Annotated in this window: 19 protein-coding genes (1 of these 19 only partly in view); 17 read left to right on the forward strand and 2 right to left on the reverse strand. The window is 51.3% G+C overall.

Annotation, left to right across the window (positions count from 1 at the left end; translation table 11 throughout):
* Nucleotides 1-2 precede the first annotated feature (2 nt).
* Nucleotides 3-1595, reverse strand: a complete 1593-nt coding sequence (locus tag H7F31_RS07070) for a sensor histidine kinase (protein WP_187103557.1) — start codon at nucleotides 1593-1595, stop codon at nucleotides 3-5.
* Between the two features lie 354 nt (nucleotides 1596-1949).
* On the opposite strand from H7F31_RS07070, the gene H7F31_RS07075 reads away from it, so the two are divergent.
* The 8 genes from H7F31_RS07075 to H7F31_RS07110 all read left to right on the forward strand — a co-directional run bounded on the left by H7F31_RS07075 (nucleotide 1950) and on the right by H7F31_RS07110 (nucleotide 12118).
* Nucleotides 1950-3701 carry an extracellular solute-binding protein gene (locus tag H7F31_RS07075; protein WP_187103558.1) on the forward strand — a complete coding sequence of 584 codons (1752 nt, stop codon included), beginning with the start codon at nucleotides 1950-1952 and terminating at the stop codon, nucleotides 3699-3701.
* 88 nt (nucleotides 3702-3789) lie between these two features.
* A complete protein-coding gene (locus H7F31_RS07080; RefSeq protein ID WP_187103559.1) occupies nucleotides 3790-4689 on the forward strand; it encodes an ABC transporter permease in 900 nt (299 codons plus the stop codon).
* A 19-nt stretch (nucleotides 4690-4708) separates the two neighbouring features.
* Entirely contained in the window at nucleotides 4709-5602 is an 894-nt protein-coding gene (locus H7F31_RS07085; RefSeq protein ID WP_187103560.1) for a carbohydrate ABC transporter permease, read from the forward strand.
* A gap of 19 nt (nucleotides 5603-5621) precedes the next feature.
* Complete coding sequence (locus H7F31_RS07090; RefSeq protein WP_187103561.1) at nucleotides 5622-6458, forward strand: hypothetical protein; 837 nt, start codon at nucleotides 5622-5624, stop codon at nucleotides 6456-6458.
* 113 nt (nucleotides 6459-6571) lie between these two features.
* Nucleotides 6572-8740, forward strand: coding sequence for an alpha-amylase family protein (locus H7F31_RS07095; RefSeq protein WP_187103562.1), 2169 nt, complete (start codon nucleotides 6572-6574; stop codon nucleotides 8738-8740).
* Between the two features lie 35 nt (nucleotides 8741-8775).
* A complete protein-coding gene (locus tag H7F31_RS07100; RefSeq protein ID WP_187103563.1) occupies nucleotides 8776-9933 on the forward strand; it encodes a glycosyltransferase WbsX family protein in 1158 nt (385 codons plus the stop codon).
* A 45-nt stretch (nucleotides 9934-9978) separates the two neighbouring features.
* Complete coding sequence (locus tag H7F31_RS07105) at nucleotides 9979-11340, forward strand: sialate O-acetylesterase (RefSeq protein ID WP_261800483.1); 1362 nt, start codon at nucleotides 9979-9981, stop codon at nucleotides 11338-11340.
* Nucleotides 11341-11485: 145 nt separating this feature from the next.
* A complete protein-coding gene (locus H7F31_RS07110) occupies nucleotides 11486-12118 on the forward strand; it encodes a hypothetical protein (protein WP_261800334.1) in 633 nt (210 codons plus the stop codon).
* A gap of 657 nt (nucleotides 12119-12775) precedes the next feature.
* Here the strand turns inward: H7F31_RS07110 and H7F31_RS07115 are convergent.
* Entirely contained in the window at nucleotides 12776-13480 is a 705-nt protein-coding gene (locus H7F31_RS07115) for a DUF421 domain-containing protein (RefSeq protein ID WP_187103566.1), read from the reverse strand.
* A 110-nt stretch (nucleotides 13481-13590) separates the two neighbouring features.
* Between H7F31_RS07115 and H7F31_RS07120 the strand changes: the two genes are divergently transcribed.
* From H7F31_RS07120 to H7F31_RS07160, 9 genes are all read left to right on the forward strand, one after another.
* Nucleotides 13591-15882, forward strand: coding sequence for a helix-turn-helix domain-containing protein (locus tag H7F31_RS07120; RefSeq protein ID WP_187103567.1), 2292 nt, complete (start codon nucleotides 13591-13593; stop codon nucleotides 15880-15882).
* 179 nt (nucleotides 15883-16061) lie between these two features.
* Nucleotides 16062-17558 (forward strand): extracellular solute-binding protein, encoded by a 1497-nt coding sequence (locus H7F31_RS07125; protein ID WP_187105246.1) that lies wholly within the window; start codon nucleotides 16062-16064, stop codon nucleotides 17556-17558.
* A gap of 190 nt (nucleotides 17559-17748) precedes the next feature.
* Complete coding sequence (locus H7F31_RS07130; protein WP_187103568.1) at nucleotides 17749-18687, forward strand: ABC transporter permease; 939 nt, start codon at nucleotides 17749-17751, stop codon at nucleotides 18685-18687.
* A gap of 32 nt (nucleotides 18688-18719) precedes the next feature.
* A complete protein-coding gene (locus tag H7F31_RS07135; protein WP_187103569.1) occupies nucleotides 18720-19595 on the forward strand; it encodes a carbohydrate ABC transporter permease in 876 nt (291 codons plus the stop codon).
* Nucleotides 19596-19609: 14 nt separating this feature from the next.
* Entirely contained in the window at nucleotides 19610-20761 is a 1152-nt protein-coding gene (locus H7F31_RS07140) for a glycoside hydrolase family 88/105 protein (protein ID WP_187103570.1), read from the forward strand.
* Nucleotides 20751-22436 (forward strand): MGH1-like glycoside hydrolase domain-containing protein, encoded by a 1686-nt coding sequence (locus H7F31_RS07145; protein WP_261800335.1) that lies wholly within the window; start codon nucleotides 20751-20753, stop codon nucleotides 22434-22436. Before H7F31_RS07140 ends, H7F31_RS07145 begins: the two co-directional genes overlap by 11 nt.
* A gap of 95 nt (nucleotides 22437-22531) precedes the next feature.
* Nucleotides 22532-24514, forward strand: a complete 1983-nt coding sequence (locus H7F31_RS07150) for an ATP-dependent DNA helicase (RefSeq protein ID WP_187103571.1) — start codon at nucleotides 22532-22534, stop codon at nucleotides 24512-24514.
* A gap of 406 nt (nucleotides 24515-24920) precedes the next feature.
* A complete protein-coding gene (locus H7F31_RS07155) occupies nucleotides 24921-25913 on the forward strand; it encodes an ROK family transcriptional regulator (RefSeq protein ID WP_187103572.1) in 993 nt (330 codons plus the stop codon).
* Between the two features lie 16 nt (nucleotides 25914-25929).
* Nucleotides 25930-26899, forward strand: partial view of an MFS transporter gene (locus tag H7F31_RS07160; protein ID WP_397374021.1) — the 5' portion only. The gene runs 254 nt beyond the window's last position; only the first 970 of its 1224 coding nucleotides appear in the window; its start codon is at nucleotides 25930-25932; its stop codon lies off the right edge, out of view.

Raw genomic sequence — 26899 nt, forward strand, 5'->3', positions numbered from 1 at the left:
TTCTATGAAGTGGGACTACCGATTGGCAGACGTACAGTGACTTTTAATCCGCATTCCGATCCCATGGTCAAGGTGATGCCGTATTCCGAACCGAAGCGATAGACTAGCCGACGATGCAGATTGATCAGCCCTGTCGTTTCCTGCGACAGATTGAATTCGTCCAGCACCTTTTGCAGCCGTTGAACGGTAATCCCATCGACATGCTGGCCGTTATCCTCGATATAAATAAGGGCATCGCTTTCATTCGTCTCGAACGATATCGATAAGCGGGCTCCGCTCTCGCGACGCTCCAACCCGTATTTGTAGGCGTTCTCCACAATCGGTTGAAGAATCAGACGCGGCACCAGTATAGATTCCATTGCCAGCGGCAGGGGATCGAAACGAACCTGTATCAGATGCGAGAAACGGATCGTTTGAATATCGACATAGTTTTTGGCGTGGGCCACCTCTTCGGACAGAGGAACTTCGCTACTGGAGTTGCGGGTCAAAAAATGAAAATAATTGGATAAGTACTTAGTGAAATCAATTTGAACCTGATCTTTGCTTTTCTTCGCCAGTCTGTTCAGGATAAATAGGCTATTGTATAAAAAGTGAGGGTTAATTTGGGACTGCAACTGCCGTAACTCGGCATGCTGCGCACGATATTTTTGCTCGTAGACTTCGTTAATCATCTGTTGCAGGTTTTGAACCATGGCATTAAACTGCCTGTACAAATATTGAAATTCATCACGCCTGTTATCGTTGAACGCAACATTAAGATCCCCGTGCTCTACCTTCTTGAATCCACGAATCAATACTTTTAGCGGCCGATGAATCAATCGATAGATAAGGAAGGAGACAAAGAGAACGACGATCAACGATAGGACGGACAGGAGCCAGAACCATACCCGGTAAAGCCGCAGCGGTCCAAGAACGGTTTTCTCCTGCTCATACATGAGCAAGGTTGTACTCAGAACGCGAGATTCCTCGGTGGCCAACAAATAATTATCGCCTTGCAGCTTGATCGGTTTGAGTCCTTGGAATGAACTTATAGAGTCATAAAGCAAATTGGTTTCGTTTGCTAGGCCAATCCGATTGTTCGCGGGAATTTGCCACCCGTTATCGAAGTTGATCCACAGCATGCCGCTGCTAGACTGACCCGCGAATTGCCGAAATTCCTCTTCCAGTTGATCAATCGATATTTCCACGTCCAAAACAAAGGAAGGGTTGAGGTTATTCGACTGAATTGGATACGGCAGGCTGATAAACAAGCGATCCTGCCAATGTATGAAAGGGGATTCATAAATATTGGCAACCTGATTCAACGCTTGAAATCGCTCCTGCTCGATTGATCCGAAGCTGCTCTGGGAGATCGTCCGGTCGATAGCCGGAATATGAACTTCGGCAGTCAGGATATAGTTGCTGGCTGCTTTGATGAAGGCCAATTCCTTTTGGATACTTTTGATGGTTACTCTCCGTTCATCATAACTTGTAATCTCGCTTCGATTGCTCAGCAAGTCCAAATCGTCATGGCTCGTCAGCTCCTTCATCAAATTTATGATGCGGGTAAACTCATTTTCCAACGTGCGATTATAAAAGTGAACCTTGGATTGCATTGAATTGGTGATCTCGTTCCTGACTGTAGCGGAACCGTACCCGTTCATAAATAGACTTAGCGTGAACAAAGGCGTAAGAACCAGGAGGAAAGTCGCGATCAGTTTCAAATGGATAGGAAAGCGGCTGGGAATGTAGTTTCGAATTGAAATCACCTGGTTTCTGTTTCTCTAATGCTGGAATACCTTTCGACAAACCTTTCTCCTATCCCTTCAAGCCGTTTCAAGACGTAAATAAAAACCCGTAAAAGTAAATAGTGTTCTATATCTCCCTTGGAACAGGCTCTTTATAATGAAATTGTACAAAGCGGATGTCCGGACATCCAATGAACAAGAGGGCAAAGGGGAGGCAGCAAAGTGGAAAAAGGTACATGGAAGAAAATATCGCAATTCGCACTTGTTTCCTTGATAGTTTTGGCTACGGCATGCTCTAACGGCAAGCCGAATACAACGGAGCCGACGCAGCCGGCGCAGAACGATACGAATGCGACGGAGACGGGATCGAATCAAAAAGAAGATATCGCCGACCCGTTTGGCAAATACGATCCACCGATTAAATTGTCTACGGTCAAAATTTTTAATGCTTCGGATAAATTTATGCCGGGGGAAACGCCGGAGAAAAACGTTTGGATCGACGGTTATTTGCGTGATTTAGGCATTGAAATGAAGGTCAATTGGTCGGTTGTGGGCGACGAGCCGGGGGGCCCGGGAGAGCAGAAGCTCAATGTCAGCATTGCTTCGAACGATTTGCCGGACATTATCCCGGTAAATTCCAAGCAGTTGAAGCAATTGGTAGATAACGATATGGCGGAGGACTTAACGGAAGTAATCGAGAAGTACGCTTCGCCGCAATTGAAAAAATTTCTGGCCGTAAACGACGGCTTGGCGTTAAAGACAAGTACATTTGACGGGAAGGTGCTGGCTCTCCCTTACGTGGCATCGAGCATTGACAACGCCTCCATGATCTGGGTACGCAAGGATTGGCTGGACAAGCTTCAATTACCGGAACCGAAAACGATGCAGGACGTTCTGCAAATCATCGACGCATTTACAAACCGGGATCCGGATGGCAACAACAAAAATGATACTTTCGGAATTGGCTTGAACAAGGATGTATACAGCGGCGGCTTATACGACTTGACGGGCTTCTTCGAAGGCTATCACGCTTATCGAAATCTGTGGCTTAAGGACGATAACGGAAAGCTGGCATACAGCGGTATTCAACCGGAAATGAAAACAGCCTTGGCAAAGCTGCAGGAAATGTTTAAATCAGGGCAAATCGATCCCGAGTTCGGCGTAAAAGACGGAACGAAAGTAAACGAATCCGTAGTAGCGGGAAAAATCGGTTTATTTTACGGACAGCACTGGAATGCCTTCTATCCGCTGCCGGACTCGTTCAAACAGGACCCGAGCGCGGTCTGGAAACCTTACCCGATCGTATCGGTAGATGACGAGCCGGCTATTCCTTCCGTTGGAATTGGCGTAAACCCAGAATCTGTAAACTCTGGTTATACAGTCTTCAAAAAAGGCTCCAAACATCCGGAAGCGCTGATTAAGCTGGTCAATTATTATGTAGACAAAGAGTATGGTTGGGATACGGGAGGGTTTGATACAAACTTTCATCAACCCGACCCGAATCCGGATGGCGTAATCCGCTGGAGACTTGCGGCCGCGTACATGTCCGATCCCGGACAAAATCTTACTATCTATCGCGGCGTAAAAGCGGCTGTGGAGAACGGAGATCAGGATGCGTTGAAAAACTTGCAGGTCAAAAGTAATTACGATATTTATCAACGTTTTTTGACGGACAACGATCCAGCATCTTATGGTAACGCAATGTGGGCAGGACCTAAGGATACAGCTCTTAGCATATTGGACTTTTATGAGAACAACAAGCTAGGATTGGCGGATCTGTACTATGGCTCCAAGACGGATACTATGGTCCAGAAGCAGTCTACATTGGATAAGCTGCAACTGGAAACCTTCACCAAGATCATAATGGGTGGACTGCCGCTGGATGCCTTTGATCAATTCGTCTCTGATTGGAAAAAGTTGGGCGGAGATGGGATTACGCAGGAAGTGAACGAATGGTATGAGGCGTTAAAATAGTTTATTGAGATGAGGGAGGATGTAGAAAGGGACACCTTTTTGCACCTCTCCTTTATTTTCGGGAAGTTGATTACGGAGGTGGAAAGATATGTTCTCGCCAAAATGGCTGCGGGTGATCCCGCTGCATTTGATGCTTGTCCCTGCTTTATTGCTTGTTTTGGTTTACAGCTACGGACCCATTGCTGGTATATATCTTGCTTTCGAGAAGTTTATGCCGTCCAAAGGATTATTCGGGTCGCCCTTCATCGGATTGGACAACTTCAGATATGTTTGGGACTTGCCGGATACGAATCAGGTATTAATCAATACTATCGTCATTGCCGGCATGAAGATTGTGCTGAATGTAACGGCGCCTATTATATTGGCATTGCTGTTGAATGAAGTACGGCTCAAATTTTTTAAGAGAAGCATTCAGACGATTGTATATTTGCCTTATTTTTTGTCTTGGGTACTGCTGGGCGGCATATTAATCGATATTTTGTCGCCTTCTCAAGGCATTGTTAATCAGATCCTTCAATCCATTGGTTTGAAGCCGATTTTCTTCCTCGGAGACCCGGCTTGGTTTCGTTTCACGGTAATTGTCACCGATTTGTGGAAGGAAATCGGATTTAATACCATCGTATTTCTCGCTGCGATAACGAGCGCAAGTCCATCCCTGTACGAGGCGGCGGTGATCGATGGCGCAAATCGTTGGAAGCAGACGCTTAACGTTACGTTGCCATCGATGCTTCCGATTATCGTATTAATTGCCACCTTGAGCTTGGGGAACGTTCTGAACGCGGGATTCGATCAAATCTTTAATCTATATAGCCCGCAGGTTTATTCGCAAGGAGATATTCTGGATACGTTTGTGTACCGAATTGGCATTATTGACACGCAATATGGCGTAGCAACCGCAGTGGGTTTATTTAAATCGGTCATTTCCTTTCTTTTTATATCTATCTCCTACTTGCTGGCATACCGTTTTGCCAACTATCGAATTTTCTAAGAAAGCGGTGTGAAGGATTATGGTTGGTAGAATGTCAGCTTCCAGAATCGTGTTTAATGTATTTAATTATGGATTTCTAACGATGGTTTCCCTGATAGCGCTTTTTCCGTTTCTTAACGTACTGGCGCTATCTTTGAGTGATAAGACTTCGGCAGCTGCGGGAGTGGTCAAACTTTGGCCGGTGGGCCTGACGTTTAACTCTTACAAATTCGTATTTCTTCGCGACGAGTTTTTTACGGCATTCGGAGTATCGCTCGTCAGGGTTTTGTTAGGAACGGGAATCAGCATGCTGATGACGGTACTGGTGGCTTACCCTTTGTCGAAGGAGGAGAAGTCCTTCCCGGGGAGAACGCTGTACGCCTGGATATTCGTCTTTACGATTCTGTTCAACGGCGGCTTAATTCCCTGGTATATGACGATCAAGCAGACGGGTATCATGGATACGATTTGGGCGCTTGTGCTGCCAGGCGCGGTGCAAGTATTTAATTGCATACTGCTGCTTAATTTCTTCCGCGCGCTGCCCAAGGCCCTGGAAGAAGCGGCATTCGTAGACGGAGCGAAACATTGGAAGATTATGTGGAGTATTTTCATCCCGCTTTCTACGCCGGCTTTGGCTACAGTGGGCTTATTTACGATCGTATGGCATTGGAATTCGTGGTTCGACGGCATGATTCTGATGAACTCGCCGGACAAGTATCCGCTGCAGAGCTACTTGCAGACGGTCGTCGTTAAACTGAACACCTCTTCGTTTGCCAATATCGATCCTGTTCAAGCTAAGCTGCTCAACGAAATTTCCGATCGTACGGTAAAAGCAGCGCAGATTTTTATGGCTACGATTCCGATTATGCTTGTGTATCCTTTTCTGCAAAAGTACTTTATGGCGGGCATTGTATTGGGCAGTGTAAAAGAGTGATAAACGGGAGGGAATACAGTTGACGAAAAATAAGTGGTTTTATCGTAACTGTCTTATCGTTGCATGTCTTGTTGCAATTCTAATACTGATGACACAATCTTTAGGCATCGAAAAAGCTGCCGCGGATACTTCGGGTGATGGATATGTGACTTACGATTCGAATACCCAAACATGGTCGTTTGGGACAGCGGAAGTGGAAAAAAAGATACAGTTGAATGCAAGCGGGCAATTTCTTCTAACCAGCTTCAAAAATAAAAAGACGAACCAGGAATACATTCAGGGCACACAACATTCGGACGAGTTTCAAATAAAGACCGGCAATACCGTCTATAGTGGTTCGACGGCCGGTTGGATTTACGATACCCATTCGATCAGCACTTTATCGCAAGGGGAACTTGAACTGCAGGTTACGTTCCACAACAGCGTGCTGCTTGTGACGCGCCACTATGTGGTGTACCCTTCGACTGGCGCGATTAGAGAATGGACAGATTTCAAGAACATATCGGGCAGCTCACAGTATTTTTCCTCCCCTTATATGTTCAAGCAGCGCGTTATGCAGAATGATATCGACAATGTGGATTTACATTACATGACTGGAGGCGGGAACTTTACCGGATCGGGGATGCTGAAGACGGTTCCCATGACGACAACGTATGCGCGGACATTCGACTCCTACGATTATCCGGAAGTAACTACGGTGGACGGACATTACGAATTTGGTCTGGGCAGTTATGAACAAGGAACAGCAGTGTACGATTCCTTATTCGTCTTTCGCAACCACTCTTCTTCAGAAGGGATATGGCTGTCCTTCGATTATAACGGGCATTTGAATCCATTAACTACAACCGCTACGTAGGCGGACACACGGTTCATATCGATGCGAACTGGTACAACAACAAGGGAGACTGGCAAGAGAATATCGACAGTGACGATCTGGCTAAAACAAATGATTTTTTGCAGAAAAGCGGGATGATGCTTAAGCTGTGGTCTCCGCTTTGGCAAGCAGATTACGGTTCGCAGGTCGTGAACGATCATCCGGATTGGGTAGCCGATGGAGACGGCGTAGGGTTCTACGGACTCCATCTTAACCTGGCCAAGCCGGATGTGTACAATTGGATTTTGAATAAGGCCAATGAAATGCAGTCGGCATGGGGGCCATACCAATGGCGATACGATGGGATGCCGGCATGGAAGGTGGGCGGCAGCGACAATGACATGCTGATGCAGTCGCAAAACTTCTTCCAGTTGCTGAAGGCATTTAAGGATGCCAACCCGTTAGCGTGGATTAACGGCTGTTCCTCGGGCGGCGAAACGCTGCTAATGGAAGCCTTGCGCTTCTCCGACACCCAACAGGTTACTGACGGCAACGCCTATCATTATGCCGGGTATTATCAGTCGTTGAAGCTGCCGATCGATAAAATCGATTGGCCCGCCTCCAGACCGGAGATATCGTCGGATTTTAACACCTTTGATCCCAAGGATCCGGTCGTGAAGGAAAATACGCGGAAATATTACGAATTCAACCGCTATCTGGCTTCGGAAGGGCTTATAGGCCGCTGGGTCAAAGTGTTTCGCCCAACCATAAGCAGCGGCGATTCTACCCATATTCTGCAAAAGACGAACGGGAATCAGTCGAAATCGACGATTCAGTTCAGCTCTTTCACGCCGTATTTTAATGCTGACTTCACCGTATACCCCAAAGGGCTGGTCAACGACGATAACTATACGCTGCGTTGTTACATGGGAGGATGCACGCCTCAGACGCATACCGGCTCCTACTGGAAAACCAATGGGGTTGCGATTACGAACCTGCAGCCTGGCGAGGTCGTTTTGTTTAATGTTACCGGTTATCCGGGAGCCGGAACGGACGATACTACTCCGACGGCGCCAAGCCATGTAATCAAAAAGACTGCGTACAACATGGACCGTTATGGAGTGGAATTGACTTGGACTGCGGGAGCGGACAATCGATGGATCTCCTATTATGAAATCGAAAGAAACGGCATCGTCATCGACAAAGTTTCGAAGGGAGTCTACGATTTCGTCACTGACGGCAGCATCAGCGACACGTACAAGGTGAGAACGGTAGATGGAGACGGCAACATATCCGGCTATGCAACCGCTTCGTTCCAATCCGGCGGTCCTTCCGCGCCCGGTCCCATAACCGTACCTAATATATTCCGCGCATCTACTGACTTTGGTTCTTCCCAAGGCCTGAACAATTGGGCGTATTTTCAGCAATATACACCGTACTCCAGTTCCATGTATCTGACGAACATGAATTGGGACGGGACGAACAACCGCTGGAGGGGCAATGAGGACTATGCGTTGATCGCGGGTAATTGGATGTCGCCGGGAGAGACGTACAATGCCGTGCGCAAATGGATTGCGCCGAAGGACGGAACCATTCTGGTCTCGGGCAATATTGCTCTCGGACAGTCCAGTCAAGGCGGAGACGGTGTCGAAGTTCGAATCAAGCGAAGCGGAGCCTATCCTTTCCTGGAAAGCGATGTGTGGGGACCTTATACAATGAACGGTAACGACATTGCGGGCTTGGAGCATCATTTTGTCCTCAACGTAAAGCGGGGAGAAGCGCTCTACTTTAACGTGAATAAACGCGGCAATCATTATTACGATGTGACGAACTGGGATCCGAAGATTACATACGGGACGCCGTATCTCGCATCCGCCGGCTTCTCGGGCGCGCAGGGATCCAACCAGTGGTTGTATCAGGAATGGGACGGAAGTGTGTACCACGACATGTCCGCTTACTTGTCCGATATGGGCGTCTGGAACGGGAGCCAGACCTATTTACGAATTGGCGCGGGAACCCAGCACCCCGATGCGCATGATTCCGTGCGGACATGGGTAGCCCCGACTACGGGAACTGTTGTCCTGGCCGGCACAGTGAGAATGGGCGGAACTGGCGGGGACGGCGTTATCGCGACGATCAAGAAAAATGGTTCAATGATATGGGGGCCAACTACGATAGCCGGAATGGATACCGTCACGGGCGCAAGCTATGATTTTCAAGTTTCGGTCAATGAGGGAGATAAGCTTTATTTTATTGTTAATAAAAACGGTAACCATTACTATGACGCCACGATGTGGGATCCGAGTGTAACGATTCTTCCCTGACATCGATATAAGAACAGAAGGAGAAGTGGAGTTGCATGACAAAGAAAAGACAGGATGAGTACGAAATCGCGGCTTATTATTTCCCCAATTATCATGAGGACCGGAGCAATATCGAACGACACGGCAAAGGGTGGACCGAGTGGGAGCTCGTCAAACGGGGATCGCCGCGATTCCCTGGGCATCAACAGCCTAAAGTGCCGGTTTGGGGGTATGAAGACGAGGCGGATCCCGACGTTATGGCCAAGAAAATCGATGCAGCGGTGGATCATGGACTAACTTCATTTATATTCGATTGGTACTGGTACAAAGAAGGTCCTTTCCTGCAACGGGCACTGGAAGAGGGGTTTTTGGGAGCAGCCAATAACGATCGACTTTCCTTTGCGCTGATGTGGGCCAATCACGATTGGGAGGACCTGCATCCCGCCAAGCGGAATCCTCCGCATGCCAAGCTGTCTCAGGGTGCCATATCGGAAGAAGTGTTCATCCAGGCTACCGATCATATGATCGAGCATTATTTTTCCCACCCTTCTTATATGAAGGTGAACGGAGGACTGTATGTATCCCTATACGAGTTAATGAGTTTGATAAAAGGGTTCGATGGAAGTCTGGAGAAGACGCGCAACATGCTGCAGGATTTCCGCAGACGCGTGCGGGACGCCGGTCTCGGAGAATTACATCTTAATGCAATCGTATGGGGAATACAGGCGTTGCCGTCGGAAGAAATGATTGTGGATGTTAACGGTTATATGGAACAGCTCGGATTCGATAGCGTCACTTCGTATATTTGGGTGCATCACAACCCGATGCCAAACTTTCCCGCAACGGATTATGCTTCATTTAGGGAAGTTAACCAAGGGGATTTCAGGAAGTTCACCGATGAATATCAGGTTCCATATTTCCCGAACGTAACGATGGGCTGGGACCCCAGTCCGAGGACGGTCCAATCGGAAGTATACGATGAAGTCGGTTATCCCTACACGCCGGTTCTGGTCAACAATACGCCGGATGAATTTCGAAAGGCACTTGAGGCGGTCAAGCTATTCCTTGATTCATCGTCGACTGTTCCGAAGCTTTTTACGATTAATGCATGGAACGAGTGGACGGAAGGCAGTTATCTAGAGCCGGACTCAGTGAACGGTATGGAATACTTAGAAGCGATTAAGAATGTTTTTCAAAGCAAAAATGCGAAGTGAAGAAATTACCATTGTGCAAAGGAGTCGTGCAGACCATTGATAACGATGGATGGACCGTCGAATCATCGCGTTTATCAGCGTGATGAAATCGGGCAGGCGGATATTTCATACAAGCTGACCCTCTCGGGGGAAAGTCGGGGAGTGATAGAGGTTCTACTGCTGTCCGCAGCAGGACGACGGATCGGCAGCGCGAGATGGGAAACCGATGGGCCGACGTACAAGGGTTGTTTTCGAGAAGTCCACACAGGCTCCTACAGGATAGAATGCCGGTTCACTGACGGAGGACTGAGCGGCTCCATCGTTGCGGATCCCGTCCATGTTGGAGATTTGTGGGTGTTGGCAGGTCAATCCAATATGGAGGGCTGCGGCAAATTAATAGAAGTCGAAATGCCGCAAACCGGGGTCAGCTGCTTTTACATGGGGGACAAATGGGATATTGCGCACGAACCGCTGTGTTGGTTAAACGAGTCGCTGGATCGCGTGAATTGGAGAGTGCCCGAGAATGAGCGTGGAGAAGCTGCCGATCGCGAAAGACGTGATAGAACCATTGGCGCCGGGCTTGGAATTCCGTTCGCGAAAACGATGCTGCGGCATACTGGAGTCCCCATTGGATTGATCATGTGTGCACATGGAGGATCGTCTATGATCCAGTGGGGGAAGACGCCGAACGGAGATGACGATGCAGGATCGTCCTTGTACGGGGCCATGCTTCGCAAAATTATTAAGCTGGGGGGCAAAATAAAAGGCTGCTTGTGGTACCAAGGGGAGGCTGAGGCAGACGGCGAGAATGCACCCAGGTATGCGGACCGAATGAAAGCGTGGGTGGCCGATCTCCGCCACGATCTCGGGGATCGGCGGATTCCTTTCATCTACGCCCAATTGTCCGTGGTCTATTTTATGGATTCCGATGCCGTTTGGTGGAACCGAATTCAAGACGAGCAGCTTAAGCTTGAAGAAGCGCTTGTCCCGGCGGCAATGGTTCCTACAATAGATGCGGAGCTGTCGGATATCATTCATCTAAGTACCCACTCACTCCGTGAAATCGGCCATCGGATGGCGCTGCAGGCTCTTAGAACCTCTTATGGATATGAGGGATATTCGACAGGACCGCGCCCGGATCGCGTTCAATGGAATAACGATCGTACCGAGCTGTTAATTGTCATAACGGGGACAAACGGCTATTTAATAAACGAGGAAAGGATTTATGGGTTTTCGGCAGAGGCTAATGGGTTAAGGCTGCCTATTAGCGCGGCAATAACACCTGACAGGCAAGGGATAGTCATTCGCTTCGAAGGAGCGGTTCCACGGGACTGCCGGCTCATGTACGGCTCCGGATTTAATCCGACAACGAATGTAAAGGATGCCCTCGGAATTCCCTTGCCTGTATTTGGTCCCATGTCGGTGTAGAAGTACTTGCACGAAAGGTATAGCAATATCAAAGGAGGAATGGACCTGGCGGTCAGTTCCTCTTTTCTTTTGTACAAGACAAAATAGGTGTCTGATTACTTGCTATAATGAATTTACAAAATAGATTAATAAATGAGGGATTATGATGTCAATCTCGATCGTGAGCCTACTAGCTTCTCAATTAAGTCGAAACGATGAGGAGCCAAACATTGAACTGGCCCACAAGTTAGCTAACGAAGAAGATCAAGCAGGTATAGAAGTCATAATCGAAAACCTGTCTGGCAAGGACAAAAGGATTCAATACGATTGCATTAAAGTAGCGTACGAGATCGGGCAAGTTAAGCCCGAACTCATAAGCAAGTATGCATCGACTTTCGTAGAGCTGCTGAAGAGCCGCGATAACCGTTTGGTATGGGGCGGCATGACAGCGTTATCCACGATTGCGGGGGTAGCTTCGGAATCCATAATGGCTCATCTTAACACTTTAAAAGAAACTATGAAATCAGGCTCGGTTATTACAATTGACAAGGGCGTCCTAACGCTTGCGAAGCTGGCAGCCGTCAGTAAGAAAAACAATGACGAGATTTTTCCGTTTTTGCTCCAACACCTGGAAACTTGCAGAACGAAGGAAATTCCGCAGCATTCCGAAAGCACGCTTGTTGCCATAACGGATGAGAATAAAGAGAAATTTTTGAATGTTTTACGAACAAGAGAACCATATTTAACGGCTCCACAACTCAAAAGAGTCAAACGAATATACAAAGAATTAGGTTCTTGATTCAATACCCTTGTGATAATAACAGACACCAGGAGGCTGTCTATTCATTGTGCAAGGTGAAATTGCGGGCAAGTGTCCGGTAAGAAATGAACGGGAGCAACTGTAACGGAAATGAAAGGCGTTATTTCAGCAAAAAGCGGCACTTTGCAAATCTAACGGAACTGACAGCCCTTATGATGGGCAAAAGTCCACGGTTTGCCTGGATTTCTCACGAATAACGTCGCAGACTTCCGTTAGATTTTAAAATCACGCCAAACGATCCATATAAGGGCCCTCACTTCCGTTAACAGGTTTGCGATGATTGATTGCAGCTTCATTTCCAGTTTTGCACGCAATGAATCAACGGCCTCATTATCGACCCTTAGCCGCCTGTTTTCGTTAGTCGCGATTGTAACGGACATACGCGACTCTTAGATGCTTAAAAGGGGAGAAATGCCTCAGATTTGAAGATGTAAGAGTCGCTGGTGTCCATTACAATCGCGGCAGCAGGGCGTGGACTTCGACGGGGCAAATAGAAACGCCGTAGAAACGCAGAAGAGACGCCGAAGAGACGCCGTCGACAGGCGTTTTTCTCACCCGTTTAATATGAAAACAAATCAGGTAAATTCAATAGAGTGAGCACTCGGCCAGCGAGGGAAGAGCGCAGTGAGGTCGGGGCTAATCGATAGGTTTATCAATGTGATCCCGATAGTAGTCAAAATACAACTGATATTGCGTACCTCTCACGGCATAGAACACGTCGGATACGGACTTCTTCCGCTTTTGCAGCACCTGCTCCAGCCATTGGACGGTCAGCCCGTTTTGGGCAAGATTGTCTTCCATGATTTTACCGTCCATAATCAGCTCGACAGGGAACGACTTGACGGCCGCGGTATGCAGCTTCATATCCTTGCGCGTCACCCACTCATACTCGCTTTTTTTCTTGACGGACAGCTTCCCATGATCCTCCAGGCACGCGTACTCAACCTCCTCCATATTGAAAATATCTTTTTCACGCAAAGATTGGGCCAGAGAGTCCAATGTGTAGCGGATTTTTCGCATGTTGTCCTCGAGAATTTTGCCGTTTTCGATAACGACGGTCGGAGTGCCGGATACTACCCGGTTCCATGCCCGGTTTTTGAGCGCGATCTTGGACACGAGGAAAGAGATGCCGAAGAACATAAGAAGCGATACGACGATGAGCCAATGGTTGAGCTTATCGTTAAACGCCAAATTCGCCGCAATGGCGCCCAGCGTGATGCCGCTCACGAAGTCATGGAAGGTCATATTGGATATCGTCTGCTTGCCTAGAATTCTCGACGTGATCATTAGGAGGATAAAAGCGGCGATCGTTCGAAAAATAACTTCTACGTATGCTTGCAATGGGAGGACTCCTTGTTCCAATTTGTGGGAGCTGTCGTAAGGCTCGATAATATCACTATTGACGATTATAATGAAAGGTAATCATGGTTTACGGAAAGGTTGCCGGCATCATGCGCAAAAAAAGCTTGCTAAAAAAAATGATTCTTCTTGGAAGCGTACTCAGTATCCTGCCCGTCGTCGCGATCGGGCTGTTCGCCTATATCCAGTCCTCCAAACAAGTACAAGAGAGGGTCAATCAAGCCGAGGTTCAATACCTGAGCCAATTAAACGCGAGCATCGAGCAAGTGCTCAAAACGGTGGAGCATACGCTGACGAACCTTTCGGAATCCCGCGTTATGGAGGATGCGATGTACAGCGAGATGGAGGCGCCCAGCTTCCAGCTGTACAACAATCTCAAGAGCGAGATTACTCACCTGCAGTCTTTTGATACGAAGGTAGAGGACGTTATCATCGTTAACAAACAGCGCAACTGGCTGATCAAAAATTCGGGCATCAAGCGGCTGAACGAGCATCCCGACGAAGCAACGTACCTTGCTAAATTCGATTTGACTCCGCATACCTCATGGCAGCTTGTGGCTAAAAGCGACTACAAGGATCCCATCTCGAGCCAAAGCTGTCCCTATATGATTAGCCTGATTAAGCAGCTGCCTCATATTACGATTCACAAATACGCGCTGGCCATCGCGAATATCCCGGCGTGCAGCATTACGGGTCTTATTACGGACGGAGAGGGGCAAGAGGAAATCCTCGTGGTAAACGAGGACGGTCAAATTATATTGCACAAGAACAGAACGATGATCGGCCAGCCGCTCTCCGGACATCCGGTTGCCCAGGCGGAGCTTGCGATGAAGGGCGCTTCCGGCCAATTGCATGCGGAGCTGGACGGCCGCCCCTATACGGTGACGTATATGAAATCCGCCTTTAACGGCTGGACGTATATGTCTGTCGTATCCATCGACAAGTTGACGTCGGAATCGCGGCAGATCGGCTGGTTTACGCTGGCGGTCAGCCTGTTTATCCTGCTGCTGTGCTTCGGCATCGTCTGGTTGTCCACGAACAAGCTGTACAGGCCGCTCAACCGTTTGGTTACCGCAATCGAAGGCGGGAGCGAGGGCAGCGAACCCTCGTCGCGCAATGAGGTCCAGGTTATCGAGGATCATATCAAGCAGTTGTTCAACTCCAACTCCAAGCTGGAGAACGAGATGCGCAGCCAGGCGCAGCAGGTCGGCGCGCTGTTCTTGCATCGGATGCTCAGCGGCAGTCTCAAGGAGACCGAGATTCGAGAAAAGCTGGAGCATTTCGGACTGAGCCGCGCTTGGGAGCATATGGCGGTCCTTGCCATACAGGTCGACACGCTGGAGAATACGCATTACGAATCCAAGGATCTGGAGCTGCTGCTATTCGCCGTGTCCAATATGACGGAGGAGGTCGTGCCGAAGGAACAGCGTCTTCCCGTCCTGCTGATGGACCGTTCCGTCGTTGTGGTTACCGGTTACGAGGGCGGAGGGCGCGAAGCGGCAGACGAGCATGTCTACCGGCTGACGGAGAAACTGAAGGATCTGATCGCCCGTTATCTCGGGTTATCCGCCAGCATTGGCATCAGCGGCATCTTTTTTGATATGAAGCATGCCGCGCGCGCCTACGAGGAAGCGCTGGAGGCGCTGACCTACCGAATACGGCTCGGCAAAGGGATTATCGTGCCGTATGGCAGCCTGAACGCGGGCAAGTCCTCGATCATTGCGGAGTATCCGGTCCGGACGGAACACGATTTGGTGCAGGCGATCAAGCTTGCGGAGCAGGAGGAGGCGCTGACGCTGCTGCGCGGCTGGATGTCGGATGCCATCCACCAGATCGAGCTGCCGGATCACTACCAGTTGTCGCTGGTTCGGCTGCTCAACCGCATTCTGCTGCTTGCCCAGGAAGAGGGAATCACGCTCGGCAAAAGCGGCGCCTATCGGATGTCGTTATACGAGGAAGTTCTGGCGCTGCATGTCAGCGAGGAGATCGAGGAGTGGTTCAAGGAGAAGCTGGTGCTTCCGATGCTCCGTCAATTCGGCGAGCGCCGCAGCTCGCAGGATCAGAAACTGTCGGAGCGCATTATCGATTTGATCCGGAATCATTATGAATCCGAGTTTACGTTAGAGGATTGTGCCGCGCGCCTGCATTATAACGCAAGCTATCTCAGCAGCGTCTTCAAGAAGGAGACCGGCCACACGTTCAGCGAGTATTTGGCGGGCTACCGGCTGCAGATCGCCAAGCAGTGGCTGACGGAGACCGATATGACCGTCAAGGATATCGCCGAGCGGCTGAAGTACAACAATTCCCATAATTTTATCCGGGCCTTCCGCAAGCAGGAGGAGATGACGCCGGGGCAGTATCGCGCGCAATACGGAGGCAAGTAAACGGGGGGCGCCATATCCTGCATAATCATTTCATTAGAAACCCCCGCAATCCCTTGCGTGGCAAGGGAACTGGCGATATGAGTATAGGCGATACGCCTCTCGGCAGCTTACGATAATGGAGCAACAACCACTACAGATCGAGGAGTTGAAGAAGCGTGAAGCGGAGAGCTGCAATCGGCATGTTTATGACGCTGACGCTGCTTGCCAGCGCATGCGGCAACAGTAATGGCAACGATTCAACGGGGGGAAGCAACAACGCGGGAACAGGAGGTACGGAAGGAAAGGCCGCGCCGGCCAAAATATCCATTATGACGCCGCTGCATATGGCGGAGACGCCGGATCCGAAGATCGAGCAGCTCATTGAAGAGAAGCTGAACGTCGAGCTGGACATTCAGTGGATTCCGGCATCGACCTTCCAGGACCGGATGAATGCGGCGTCCGCGACAGGCAGTCTGACGGACATCGTGAACATCACCATCACGGGCGCGAACAGAGAGGCGATCCGGGACGGTCAATTCTGGGATATTGCGTCATACATCGATCAATATGAGAACCTGAAGAAACTGAAGCCGGAAGTATTGAACAATACGAAGGTGGACGGCAACCTGTACGCGCTGTATCAAGGACGTCCGCTCTCCCGCCAGGGCATGATCTACCGTCAGGATTGGGCGGAGAAGCTTGGACTGTCCGCGCCGCAGACGCTGGACGAATTGTATGCCATGATCGAGAAGTTTACGAACGAGGATCCCGACGGCAACGGTCAAAAGGATACGCTGGGTCTGGCCGATCGAGGAGATCTGGCTTCGGGCGCCTTCAAGACGGTCGCTTCGTGGAACGGAACCCCGAACGAATGGGGCGTGCTCGAAGGAAAGCTGGCGCCAGCCTTCCTGTTCCCTTCGTACAAGGAAACGATGAACTTCTTCAAGAAGCTTCGGGAGAACGGCTACATCAATTCGGACTTCCCGGTAACGAGCAAAACCGATCAGCAGAATATGATCAGCAACGGCAAAGCCGGCGTGTACATTGGATGCATGTGCGACGTGCAGCAGCTGTACACCGGCTTGTCGCAAGTGCAGCCGGACGCCAAGCTGGACGTTCATAATCAGGTGAAGGGATCGAGCGGCGAGTTTACCGTATTTTCCGGACCGGGCTTCAACCACCCGTATCTGTTCCCGAAATCGGCGATCAAATCCGAGGAGGAGCTCAAGCAGGTGCTCGCGTTTATGGATGGTCTGATGAGTCCGGAAATCGCCAATCTGCTGTATTGGGGAATCGAAGGCGAACATTATACCGTCACAGGCGGCAAAGCGGTGCCGGTATCCGATCAGGCCAAGATCGATCGCGACGTCAAACCTTATAACACGATCGAAGTAGGCGATCCGGCGACGAACGGACGTCTGGAGGGAAGCTACGATTATGCGCCGATGCAGAAGGCGCAGGACTTGTTCGCGGACAACGATTCGTATGTCGTGTCAGACCCAACGCTAACGCTGGACTCCGACACGTTTACGAAGCATAAGGACCGTCTCGCTCAGATCATTACGGACGCCACATACAACTATATGCTGGGTTCGCTGGACGAGGCTGGCTTCGACAAGGAAGTGGAGCGCTGGAAGTCGGAGGGCGGCGCTCAAATGATCGAAGAATTTAACGCCGCGTACGAGCAGAGCAAGTAAGAAAACACACTAACAGTTTTGAACTCGCACTACCGGTTTGCCGCGGCTGCTCCGCCCGGAGCGGCCTGCGGCAAACAGATTCATCAATCGCTATATTTAAACCATGTTTTCCGGACGGATAACACGGGTATTTGTTATGCGAAATTAACGCATTACGGCGACACTAGCGGCAATTGGGAGGGCGGAAGAGATGAACAACCAGCTGACGACGTCATCGGGCGGGAGAGGCCGCTTTATGCGAAGCCTAATGAAAAACAAATGGCTGTACCTGATGATTTTGCCCGGCTTGCTCTACATTATCATCTACAAATATATTCCGATGTACGGCCTTATTATTTCGTTCCAGAACTACAAACCTTATCAGGGCATTATGGGAAGCGAATGGGTCGGCTTCGAGCATTTCGAACGATTGTTTCAGTCTCCGGATTTTTGGATGATTTTCTCCAACACGCTTATTTTGTTCGCTTTGCAGCTCGTTATTTATTTCCCGATTCCGATTATCCTGGCCCTTATGCTGAACGAACTGAGATCAGAGGGCTACAAACGGACTATTCAGACGCTGGTTTATTTGCCTCACTTCATGTCGTGGGTCATCGTTGTCTCGATCAGCTTTGTCATCTTTACCGTGGACGGCGGCATCGTCAACAGCGTGCTGGAGATGCTAGGTTTCCAAAAAATCAATTTCCTGCTTCAGGCGGAGTGGTTCCGTCCGATGTACATTCTTCAAGTGATTTGGCGCGAAGCGGGCTGGGGCACGATTATTTTCCTCGCTGCGATCGCGGCGGTGGATCCGCAGCTGTACGAAGCGGCCAAGATGGACGGAGCGGGCCGCATCCGACAAATGATAAGCATCACCTTGCCGGCGATTCGGAGCGTGATCGTCGTGCTGCTCATTCTGAAAATAGGCGATGTGCTGGAGCTGGGTTTCGAGCATGTATATTTGTTGCTCAATTCCGCCAACCGGCATGTTGCGGAAATATTCGATACGTACGTGTACGTATCCGGCATTCAGCAAGGCCAGCTCAGTTATTCGACGGCAGTCGGCTTCTTTAAGGGCTTCGTGGGACTTGTCCTGGTCATCGGGGCGAACAAGCTGGCCAAGAAATACGGCGAGGACGGCATCTACTAGAGGCCGTGCGGGAACCGGGAGGAGGAAATCATATGGTTGGCGACAAAACATGGAGCGGCCGATTGTTTAACGGAGTTAATATGGTGCTGCTGGGCCTGATCGGGCTCGTGACCGTGCTGCCCTTCGTTCACGTATTCGGCAGTTCCTTCGCGACGGCGGGGGAGATCGCCTCGAAGAAATTTTTGCTGGTGCCGACGGAATTTACGCTGGATGCGTACCGCTACATCTTTTCAACCAGCACGTTGCCGAAGGCCATGCTGGTATCTCTTGGAGTGACGGCGGCAGGCACGCTTTGGAGCATGTTGATCTCCGTATTGACGGCCTACGGGCTGTCGCGCAAAGATTTGATGGGACGCAACGGCATCATGTTTTTGTTCGTGTTCACGATGCTGTTTAACGGCGGGATGATCCCGACGTTTCTGGTCGTCAAAGAGACGGGACTGCTGGACTCTTATCTTTCTTTAATTGTTCCCGTTTCTATTAATGTGTTTAATATGATTATTCTCAAGACGTTTTTCCAGGGGCTGCCGGACGCCCTCGAAGAATCGGCGAAGATCGACGGCAGCAACGATGTCGGCATCCTGTTCCGGATTATTATCCCTTGCTCGTTGCCGGCGATTGCGACGATTTCGTTGTTCTACGCGGTAACGTACTGGAATACGTACATGCACGCCGTCCTCTACTTGAGCGATGCCGGCAAGTGGCCGGTGCAGGTGCTGCTGCGTCAAATTATCGTGCTGGCGAGCGGGTTAAGCTACGACAACGCGGTATATACCGACGCGCCGCCGCCGTCCCAGGCGGTCAAGATGGCGGTCATCGTCGTCGCGACCCTGCCCGTGCTCGTGGTGTATCCGTTCCTGCAGAAGCACTTTGCCAAAGGCGCGCTGCTGGGCTCAGTGAAGGCTTAAAGGAGGAGAATAAAATGTCCGCAAGAGATTGGGCCGTCCGCACGGCGGATTCGATCATGAGGCAGTATCCGACGCTGTCCATGCATCCACATTTGAGCGACTGCTGGAATTACGAGAGCGGTTGTCTGCTGCTCGCGCTGGCGCGGCTCTACGAGGAAACGGGCTCGGAGGCGTATTTGAACTACATCCGAAGCAATATCGACCTTTTCGTGGATGAGGAGGGGCGCATTCGCAGCTATGCGCTGGAGGATTACAACCTAGATCAGGTCAATCAGGGCAAGGTGCTGCTGTTCTTGTACCGCGCGACGGACTCGGAACGTTATCTAAAGGCCGCGCTTGTATTGCTGTGCCAGCTGGAGGGGCAGCCGCGAACCGACGAGGGCAGCTTCTGGCACAAGAAGATTTATCCGTACCAGGTATGGCTGGACGGGCTGTATATGGCGGGGCCGTTTCTGGCCGAGCTGTCCCGCCTGCTTAATCGCCCCGAGCTGCTGGACGACGTCGCTCGGCAACTGTTGATTGCCGAGCGGCGCACGCGCGACCCGAGAACGGGCTTGCTGCATCACGCCTACGACGAGAGCCGGGAGCAGGAATGGGCGCATCCGGAGCATGGAAGGTCGCCCCATCCGTGGTTGCGCGCGATCGGCTGGTACGGCATGGCGGTCGTGGATACGCTCGATTACATGCCCGAAGAGCATCGGCTGCGCGGACAACTGATCGGCACATACGAGCGGCTGTTCGCGGCGCTGGCCAAGGTGCAGGACCCGCCGAGCGGACTTTGGCATCAGGTGCTTGGCCAGGCTGGGCGAACCGGCAATTACGTGGAGAGCTCCGGCTCGGCGATGGTTCTGTATGCGGCTCGCAAGGCGCTGAACCGTGGATATTTGAGCCGGTGCTACGAGGAGGTCGTCGAGCGCGGCTTCCACGGCTTGCTGCGGCACGCGGCATCCGTCGATGGCGACGGGAACGTCCATGTGAGCGGCATCAACCGCGTGGCGGGGCTTGGAGGAGAGCCTTACCGGGACGGCTCCTTCACCTACTATATAAGCGAGCCTGTTGTTGCCGATGACGCCAAGGGGGTTGCTCCGTTTATTTATGCGTGTCTGGAGACGGCCCTTTGCGAGGTTTCGGCAGTTATTGGAGAGGAAGGTAGTCATGACAACTAACATAGATGAGACAGAGCTTGCTTCCTTCCGGGCCGCCTTCGCCGATCTGGATGCAGCGGAACGGGTCGGCGAGCTTAACAAATCTGAAGACAAGTCGACGCTGGGATACTTCGTCGATACGGGCGTCAAGTTCTCGGCCTCCTCGCCGCTGCTGGAGAACGCTTATTACGAAGCGGTGCGCAGGCTGCTGGATTGCGTCAAGCCGAACGGAGAAGGACGGCCGATTCTTCAGGAGGGCGGCGTCTATTACGGATGCTGGCTGGAGAGCACGGGCACGATCAACGCGGAGCTGTGCGCGCGGTTTATGCCGACTGTAACGGAGGCGACGTACAGGCAGTTCGCGGAACTGCAGCGCGAGGACGGTCTGCTGCCGTACAAAATAACGGCGACGGGAGCGGCTTTCAAGCAAATACAGCTTGTGACCCCGCCTGCGAGAAGCGCATGGAACTACTATGCTCTCCATAAGGGGCGCGTCGCGGACGACTACCTGCCGCTCATGTACGGGGCGCTCTCCCGTTACGACGACTGGCTCGCACGGCATCGCGACACGAGGGGAAGCGGCTGCGTGGAGGCTTTCTGCGCATTCGATACGGGCCATGATCTGTCGCCGAGGTTCTGGCATGTGCCGGATACGCCGCATCTTGACGATCCGGCTTTGCCGTACCCGGACTCGCCGCTTGTGCCCTTTTTGGCGCCGGATCTTACGGCAAGCGTCTATTGCAGCCGCCGTTATCTGGCGCTCATGGCGCGCGAGCTCGGGCTGCCGCATGAGCCGTGGCAAGAGAAGGCCGAGGCCAGCTTTGCCAGTCTGATGAAGCATTGCTTCGAAGAGGAGGATCATTTCTTCTACGACGTTGACAAGCAAGGACGTCACGTAAAGGTGCAGTCCGACGTTCTGCTGCGGGTCATGGCAAGCGAAGTGGGGGACCGGGATTTCTTCGATCGCATGCTGAGGCTTTATTTGCTTAATACGTCGAAGTTTTTCGCCAAATATCCCTTTACGTCGCTCGCGATGGACGATCCGCGCTTTGATCCGTTCGCCAGCTACAATACCTGGGCGGGAGCGACGAATTTCCTGAGCTTAATCCGGGCGCCGCATGCGTTCGAGCATCATGGACGCTACGTCGAGCTGACCTGGGTGCTGCAGCCCATCGTTTCCGCGATGGCGCGGATGACCCGGTTCGGTCAGGTTCTAAGTCCGTGGACGGGCAAGGAAGGTTTCGCCGAGTCGTATTCGCCGGCGCTGTTGTGCATGCTGGATTATGTGGAGCGGCTTAGCGGCATCCTGCCGACGACGTCGGGGGAGCTGTGGTTCACAGGGCTGCTGCCGTATCCGTTCGACCACGGCGAGAAGCTGGCCGAACGTACCGCCTACAGCCGGGAGGTCGACGGTAAGAGCTTCGAACTGATAAACGGGGAGGAAGAATGCCGCGTCTATATGGACGGCAAGCTCGCCTTTTGCTTCCCGGCGGGCATCCGGCTTATTACAGATCGCGCCGGACAGCTCACGGGCCTTATCGGCATGAGCGCAAGACGGATAGAAGGCGCCATCCAGATCGGCGACGTCGGGGAGGGAATCCCGTTCGGCGCGGACGGAAACGAGGAGCTGGCGTTTGAGGCCGGCGCGTTCCGCTCCGTATCCGCACCCGGAATTGTATACCCGACTTACCGGTGACTGCGTGCGCGGATGTCGCTCTCGGATACAACTTTGATTTAACAGGAAGAACATGCGATAATGTTGCGACATGATTCCTGGAGGCAGAACCAACTTTGAAACAGTATCCTTTCGAATACGATCATTCCCGTCCCTTTCTTCAGCAAGTCGGAGAGTGGGTTGCGGATGTGTTCTACGACATATTGCCGGAAGCCGGCTTCGAGGTTCGCGACGAACAAATTTATATGGCTTACCAATTGGAGCGGGCATTTGCCGAAAAGCAGACGATCTTCGCAGAGGCAGGCGTAGGAACGGGCAAAACGCTGGTGTATCTGTTGTATGCGATTTGCTACGCTCGTTATACCCGTAAACCTGCGATTATTGCCTGCGCGGACGAGTCTCTCATTGAGCAACTTGCGAAGCCGGAAGGCGATCTTGCCAAGCTGGCTCATCATTTGAGCCTCACGATCGACGCCAGAATGGCGAAGTCCGCGGATCGTTATCTATGTTTGGCCAAGATGGACCAAGTAAAGACCGGCGACGAGGATTACGATGTGTATAGCGCGGTACGGGCCGAATTGCCGGCTTTTGTTCATCAATATAAAGCTATGCAATCCTTCCATCCCTATGGAGACCGCAAACAATATCCGCACTTGGACGACCATCAATGGAACAAAATCAGTTGGGACACGTTTCAAGATTGTTTCTCTTGCGATCAAAGACATCGCTGCGGACAGACATTAACCCGCGAACACTATCGGAAGTCTACGGATTTGATTATATGCTCGCATGATTTCTATATGGAGCATGTGTGGACATACGAGGGGCGGAAGCGGGAAGGCCAGCTCCCGTTATTGCCGGATCACTGTGCCGTTGTATTCGACGAAGGACATCTGTTGGAATCGGCAGCGCAGAAGGCGTTGACTTACAGCTTGAAGCATTCGGGGTTCGAAGAATTGGTCTGCCGCTTGTTGAAAGGCGAGATCAGGGAGTCTTTGGCCGTGTTGATTGACGAAGCGATTGACCGCAGCGAGTCCTTATTCTACACGCTTTCGGCACATTGCGAGGATATTCCCGGCTCCGAGCGCAAACGGATTATTCTGGGCGAAACTTTGCAAGAAGAAGTGCGCCTGTTTCGTCTAGTAATCGAAGCCATCGAAGAAGAGCTGGTTTTCGAGAGCGATCTTTATACCTTGAACGAGTATCAGCTGCGGATTGTCGAGGAGCAATTGGAGACGATCCAGAAAGCCCTAAGTTTGTTCCAGAGCTCCGACGCATTGATAAGTTGGGCAACCGAAGCAGAGGATGGACTCACCTTGGTCATCATGCCCAGAGCGGTTAAGGAAGTGCTCCGCGAAAGGGTATTTGCCCTAAATATGCCGATTGTTTTTTCGTCCGCGACGTTATCGGTGGGCGGTTCATTTGACTATATAACAAGCAGTCTGGGAACGGATCGTTATTTGTCCTTTAGCACCCAATCTCCTTATGATTACGAGAACCAAATGAAAGTCGTAGCTCCGCAATGGACGCAAAGGGCTTCGGCCGAGGAGAAAATGAAAGCTGCGGCGAGCCTGCTGGCCGAAACCGGCGGCAGGGCGTTGGTTTTATTCAACGGCAGGGAGGAAATGCTCCAGTTCAAGAAGCTGCTTCCTTCCTATCCGGAACTCGCGAACATGCGATTTTTGTTTGAAGGGGACGCGGAAATCAGCCACCTTATCGGCTATTTCCAACGGGACGAAACAAGCGTGCTGTGCGCTTTAACTCTGTGGGAGGGCCTCGATATCCCTGGTCCTTCTCTGTCGAACGTCATCGTCTGGTCTCTGCCATTCCCGCCTCAGGACCCGGTGTTTATGGCGAAGCGGGAAGCCGCGGCGGCTCCGTACGAAGAAGTAGACCTGCCTTATATGCTGCTTCGTCTGCAGCAAGGCATGGGACGACTAATCCGCTCCAGCGCCGATCGGGGGATCGTAGCGATCTTAAGCGAGGAAATCCACCATGACGCGAAGCTTCGAGAGGCAATCGAGAAATTATTGCCGCAGGGAGTTCAGTTGCAAGATGTGGAGCCGGGACGCGTATCGTCAACGGGCAGCCATTTTTGATCGACAAACGGAACTGAAAGGCTTTATTTCATCAAAAAGTGCCATTTTTGCAATTCTAACGGAACTGACAGCCCTTAAGAGGGGCATAAGTTCGTGGTTTGACTAGATTTCTCACGAATAACGTCGCCCAGTTCCGTTAGATTCTACTATCGCGCCAAATGATCAAAATAAGACTTCTCAGTTCCTTTACGGGTTGTCCATGATCGATTATAGTTTCATTTCCAGCTTTGCACACAATGAACATAATGAATCGAAAGTCCCTTATATTTTGATAAGTAACCGCAGTTCGGTCATGCCGGCTGCGGTTATTTATGTTGTCCTTTCAGGCAAGCTCTGCTAAAATGAACTCAACTTATTAAAGTGATTTAATAAGTCTTCGATTTTTGTTGGAAAGGTTGTGGACGTTATGACGAACGAGTCGTTCCTGTACCGGATCCGGGCAGGACTTATAACGATGGGAAGCGCGACGAAGGCGGAGCTCAGCCAGCGACTGGGGATCAGCTTCCCGACGATCAGCAAATTCATGGCTCAGATGGAGACGGACGGCGAGATCAGTTATACGGGCGACGATGATTCCAGCGGCGGTCGCAGGGCCAAGCGTTATGCCTACGATCCGGAATACATGCTGGGACTTGCCGTCTTCCTCGAGAAGGACGAGACAAGCTACTCTATCTTTGATTGCATCGGCAAGATCAAGGAGCAGGGAGTCAAGCCGAGCGTGATCGAACATGACGCGGACCTGCTTGCCAACCTTATCGAGTCGTTGATTGAGCGGTATCCGCGGCTTCGATCGATCGCCATTGGAGTTCCCGGCGCCGTTAATAACGGCAAGATTATTTTCATCCCTCCGTATCAGCAGTTCCTTGACTATGATCTAAAAGAGGAATTCGAGTCCCGGTTCCAGATACCGGTTGTGGTCGAGAACGATATGAACGCCTCGGTACTTGGGTACGCATCGAACTTCGAGATGGAGGGCGAATCGCTTATCTATCTGTATTTCGGTCAGAACGGACCTGGCTCCGGCATTATGATCAACGGAGATGTCGTGCGGGGAAGCACGTTTTTCTCCGGGGAGATTTCTTTCGTGCCTCAGTATGACAAACAATCTTTCCTTCAAGCGCTGCGAATGGAAGAACGCAATAGCCGTATTCAATTGACGGGAGAAGGGCAGATCGATGCCGTCGCTCGTCTGATCGCGACATTTGCAGCCATTCTTAACCCGCGGGCGGTCATTTTTTGCGATGATGAGGTGGACGAAGCGATACTGACCAAGATCGCGGAACGCAGTTCAACTTATATTCCTCAAGCGCATTTGCCCATACTCACGATGAGCGGCTGGAGACAGGATTATCTGACCGGCTTGCAACAGCTGGCGCTTCATGCCATGATATCGAACTGACAACCGAAGGAGCAGCATGATGGCAACTTTATTTCTAATTATTATCTATCTAGCATTTATTAGCCTTGGCATTCCGGATTCCCTGCTCGGGGCGGCCTGGCCGATGATGCGGCCCGACTTGGGGGTTTCGTTCGGTTACGCTGGCATTTTGTCCATGATCGTAGCCGGCGGCACGATCGTATCCAGTCTCGCAAGCGGAAGCTTGGTGCAGCGTATCGGGACGGGAAGGCTGACCTTGATCAGCTGTTGTCTGACGGCAGGAGCGCTGCTTGGATTCGGATGGGCGCCATCGGTCGCCTGGCTTGCCGTATTGGCGATTCCTCTGGGGTTAGGCGGGGGAGCGATCGATGCCGCGCTTAATCATTATGTAGCAGACAATTATAAGGCTCACCATATGAATTGGCTGCATTGTTTCTGGGGCGTAGGCGCGACTGCTGGGCCTATTATCATGTCGTTTTATATGGCGGAACATAACTCTTGGAGAGAAGGTTACACGGCCGTAGCCCTGATTCAATTCTCGCTCGTGGTGGTCTTGCTGATCACGTTGCCGCTGTGGAAACGCGTTGCGGCGGTCAGGGAGAGAGAGCAGATTGGCAATCCGGTCCCTCCGGCGCAGGCTGAAGCCGAGTCGAAGGAGTCTTCAGGCAGCTTGAGCAAAAATGTCCTCCGGATCAGAGGAGTCAAGCCGTCGCTGGCCGCCTTCTTGATCTACTGCGGAGCAGAATCCCTCGTAGGATTGTGGGGGGCGAGCTACCTGGCAGGAGCGCGGAATATAGCAGCCGAAACGGCAGCGCTTTGGATATCCTTGTACTATGGCGGAATAACCGTCGGCAGACTTGTTACCGGTTTTATTACGCTGAAGGTCCGCAATACCGTGTTAATACGTTGGGGGCAAATCGTGGCGGTTGCGGGCGGCGTTATTTTGCTGCTCCCCAACCCGTCGTTCATGCTTGCGGGGCTTATCCTTATCGGGTTGGGGCTCGCCC

It is taken from the genome of Paenibacillus sp. PAMC21692, from assembly GCF_014303795.1.
Taxonomy (GTDB): Bacteria; Bacillota; Bacilli; order Paenibacillales; family Paenibacillaceae; genus Pristimantibacillus; species Pristimantibacillus agaridevorans.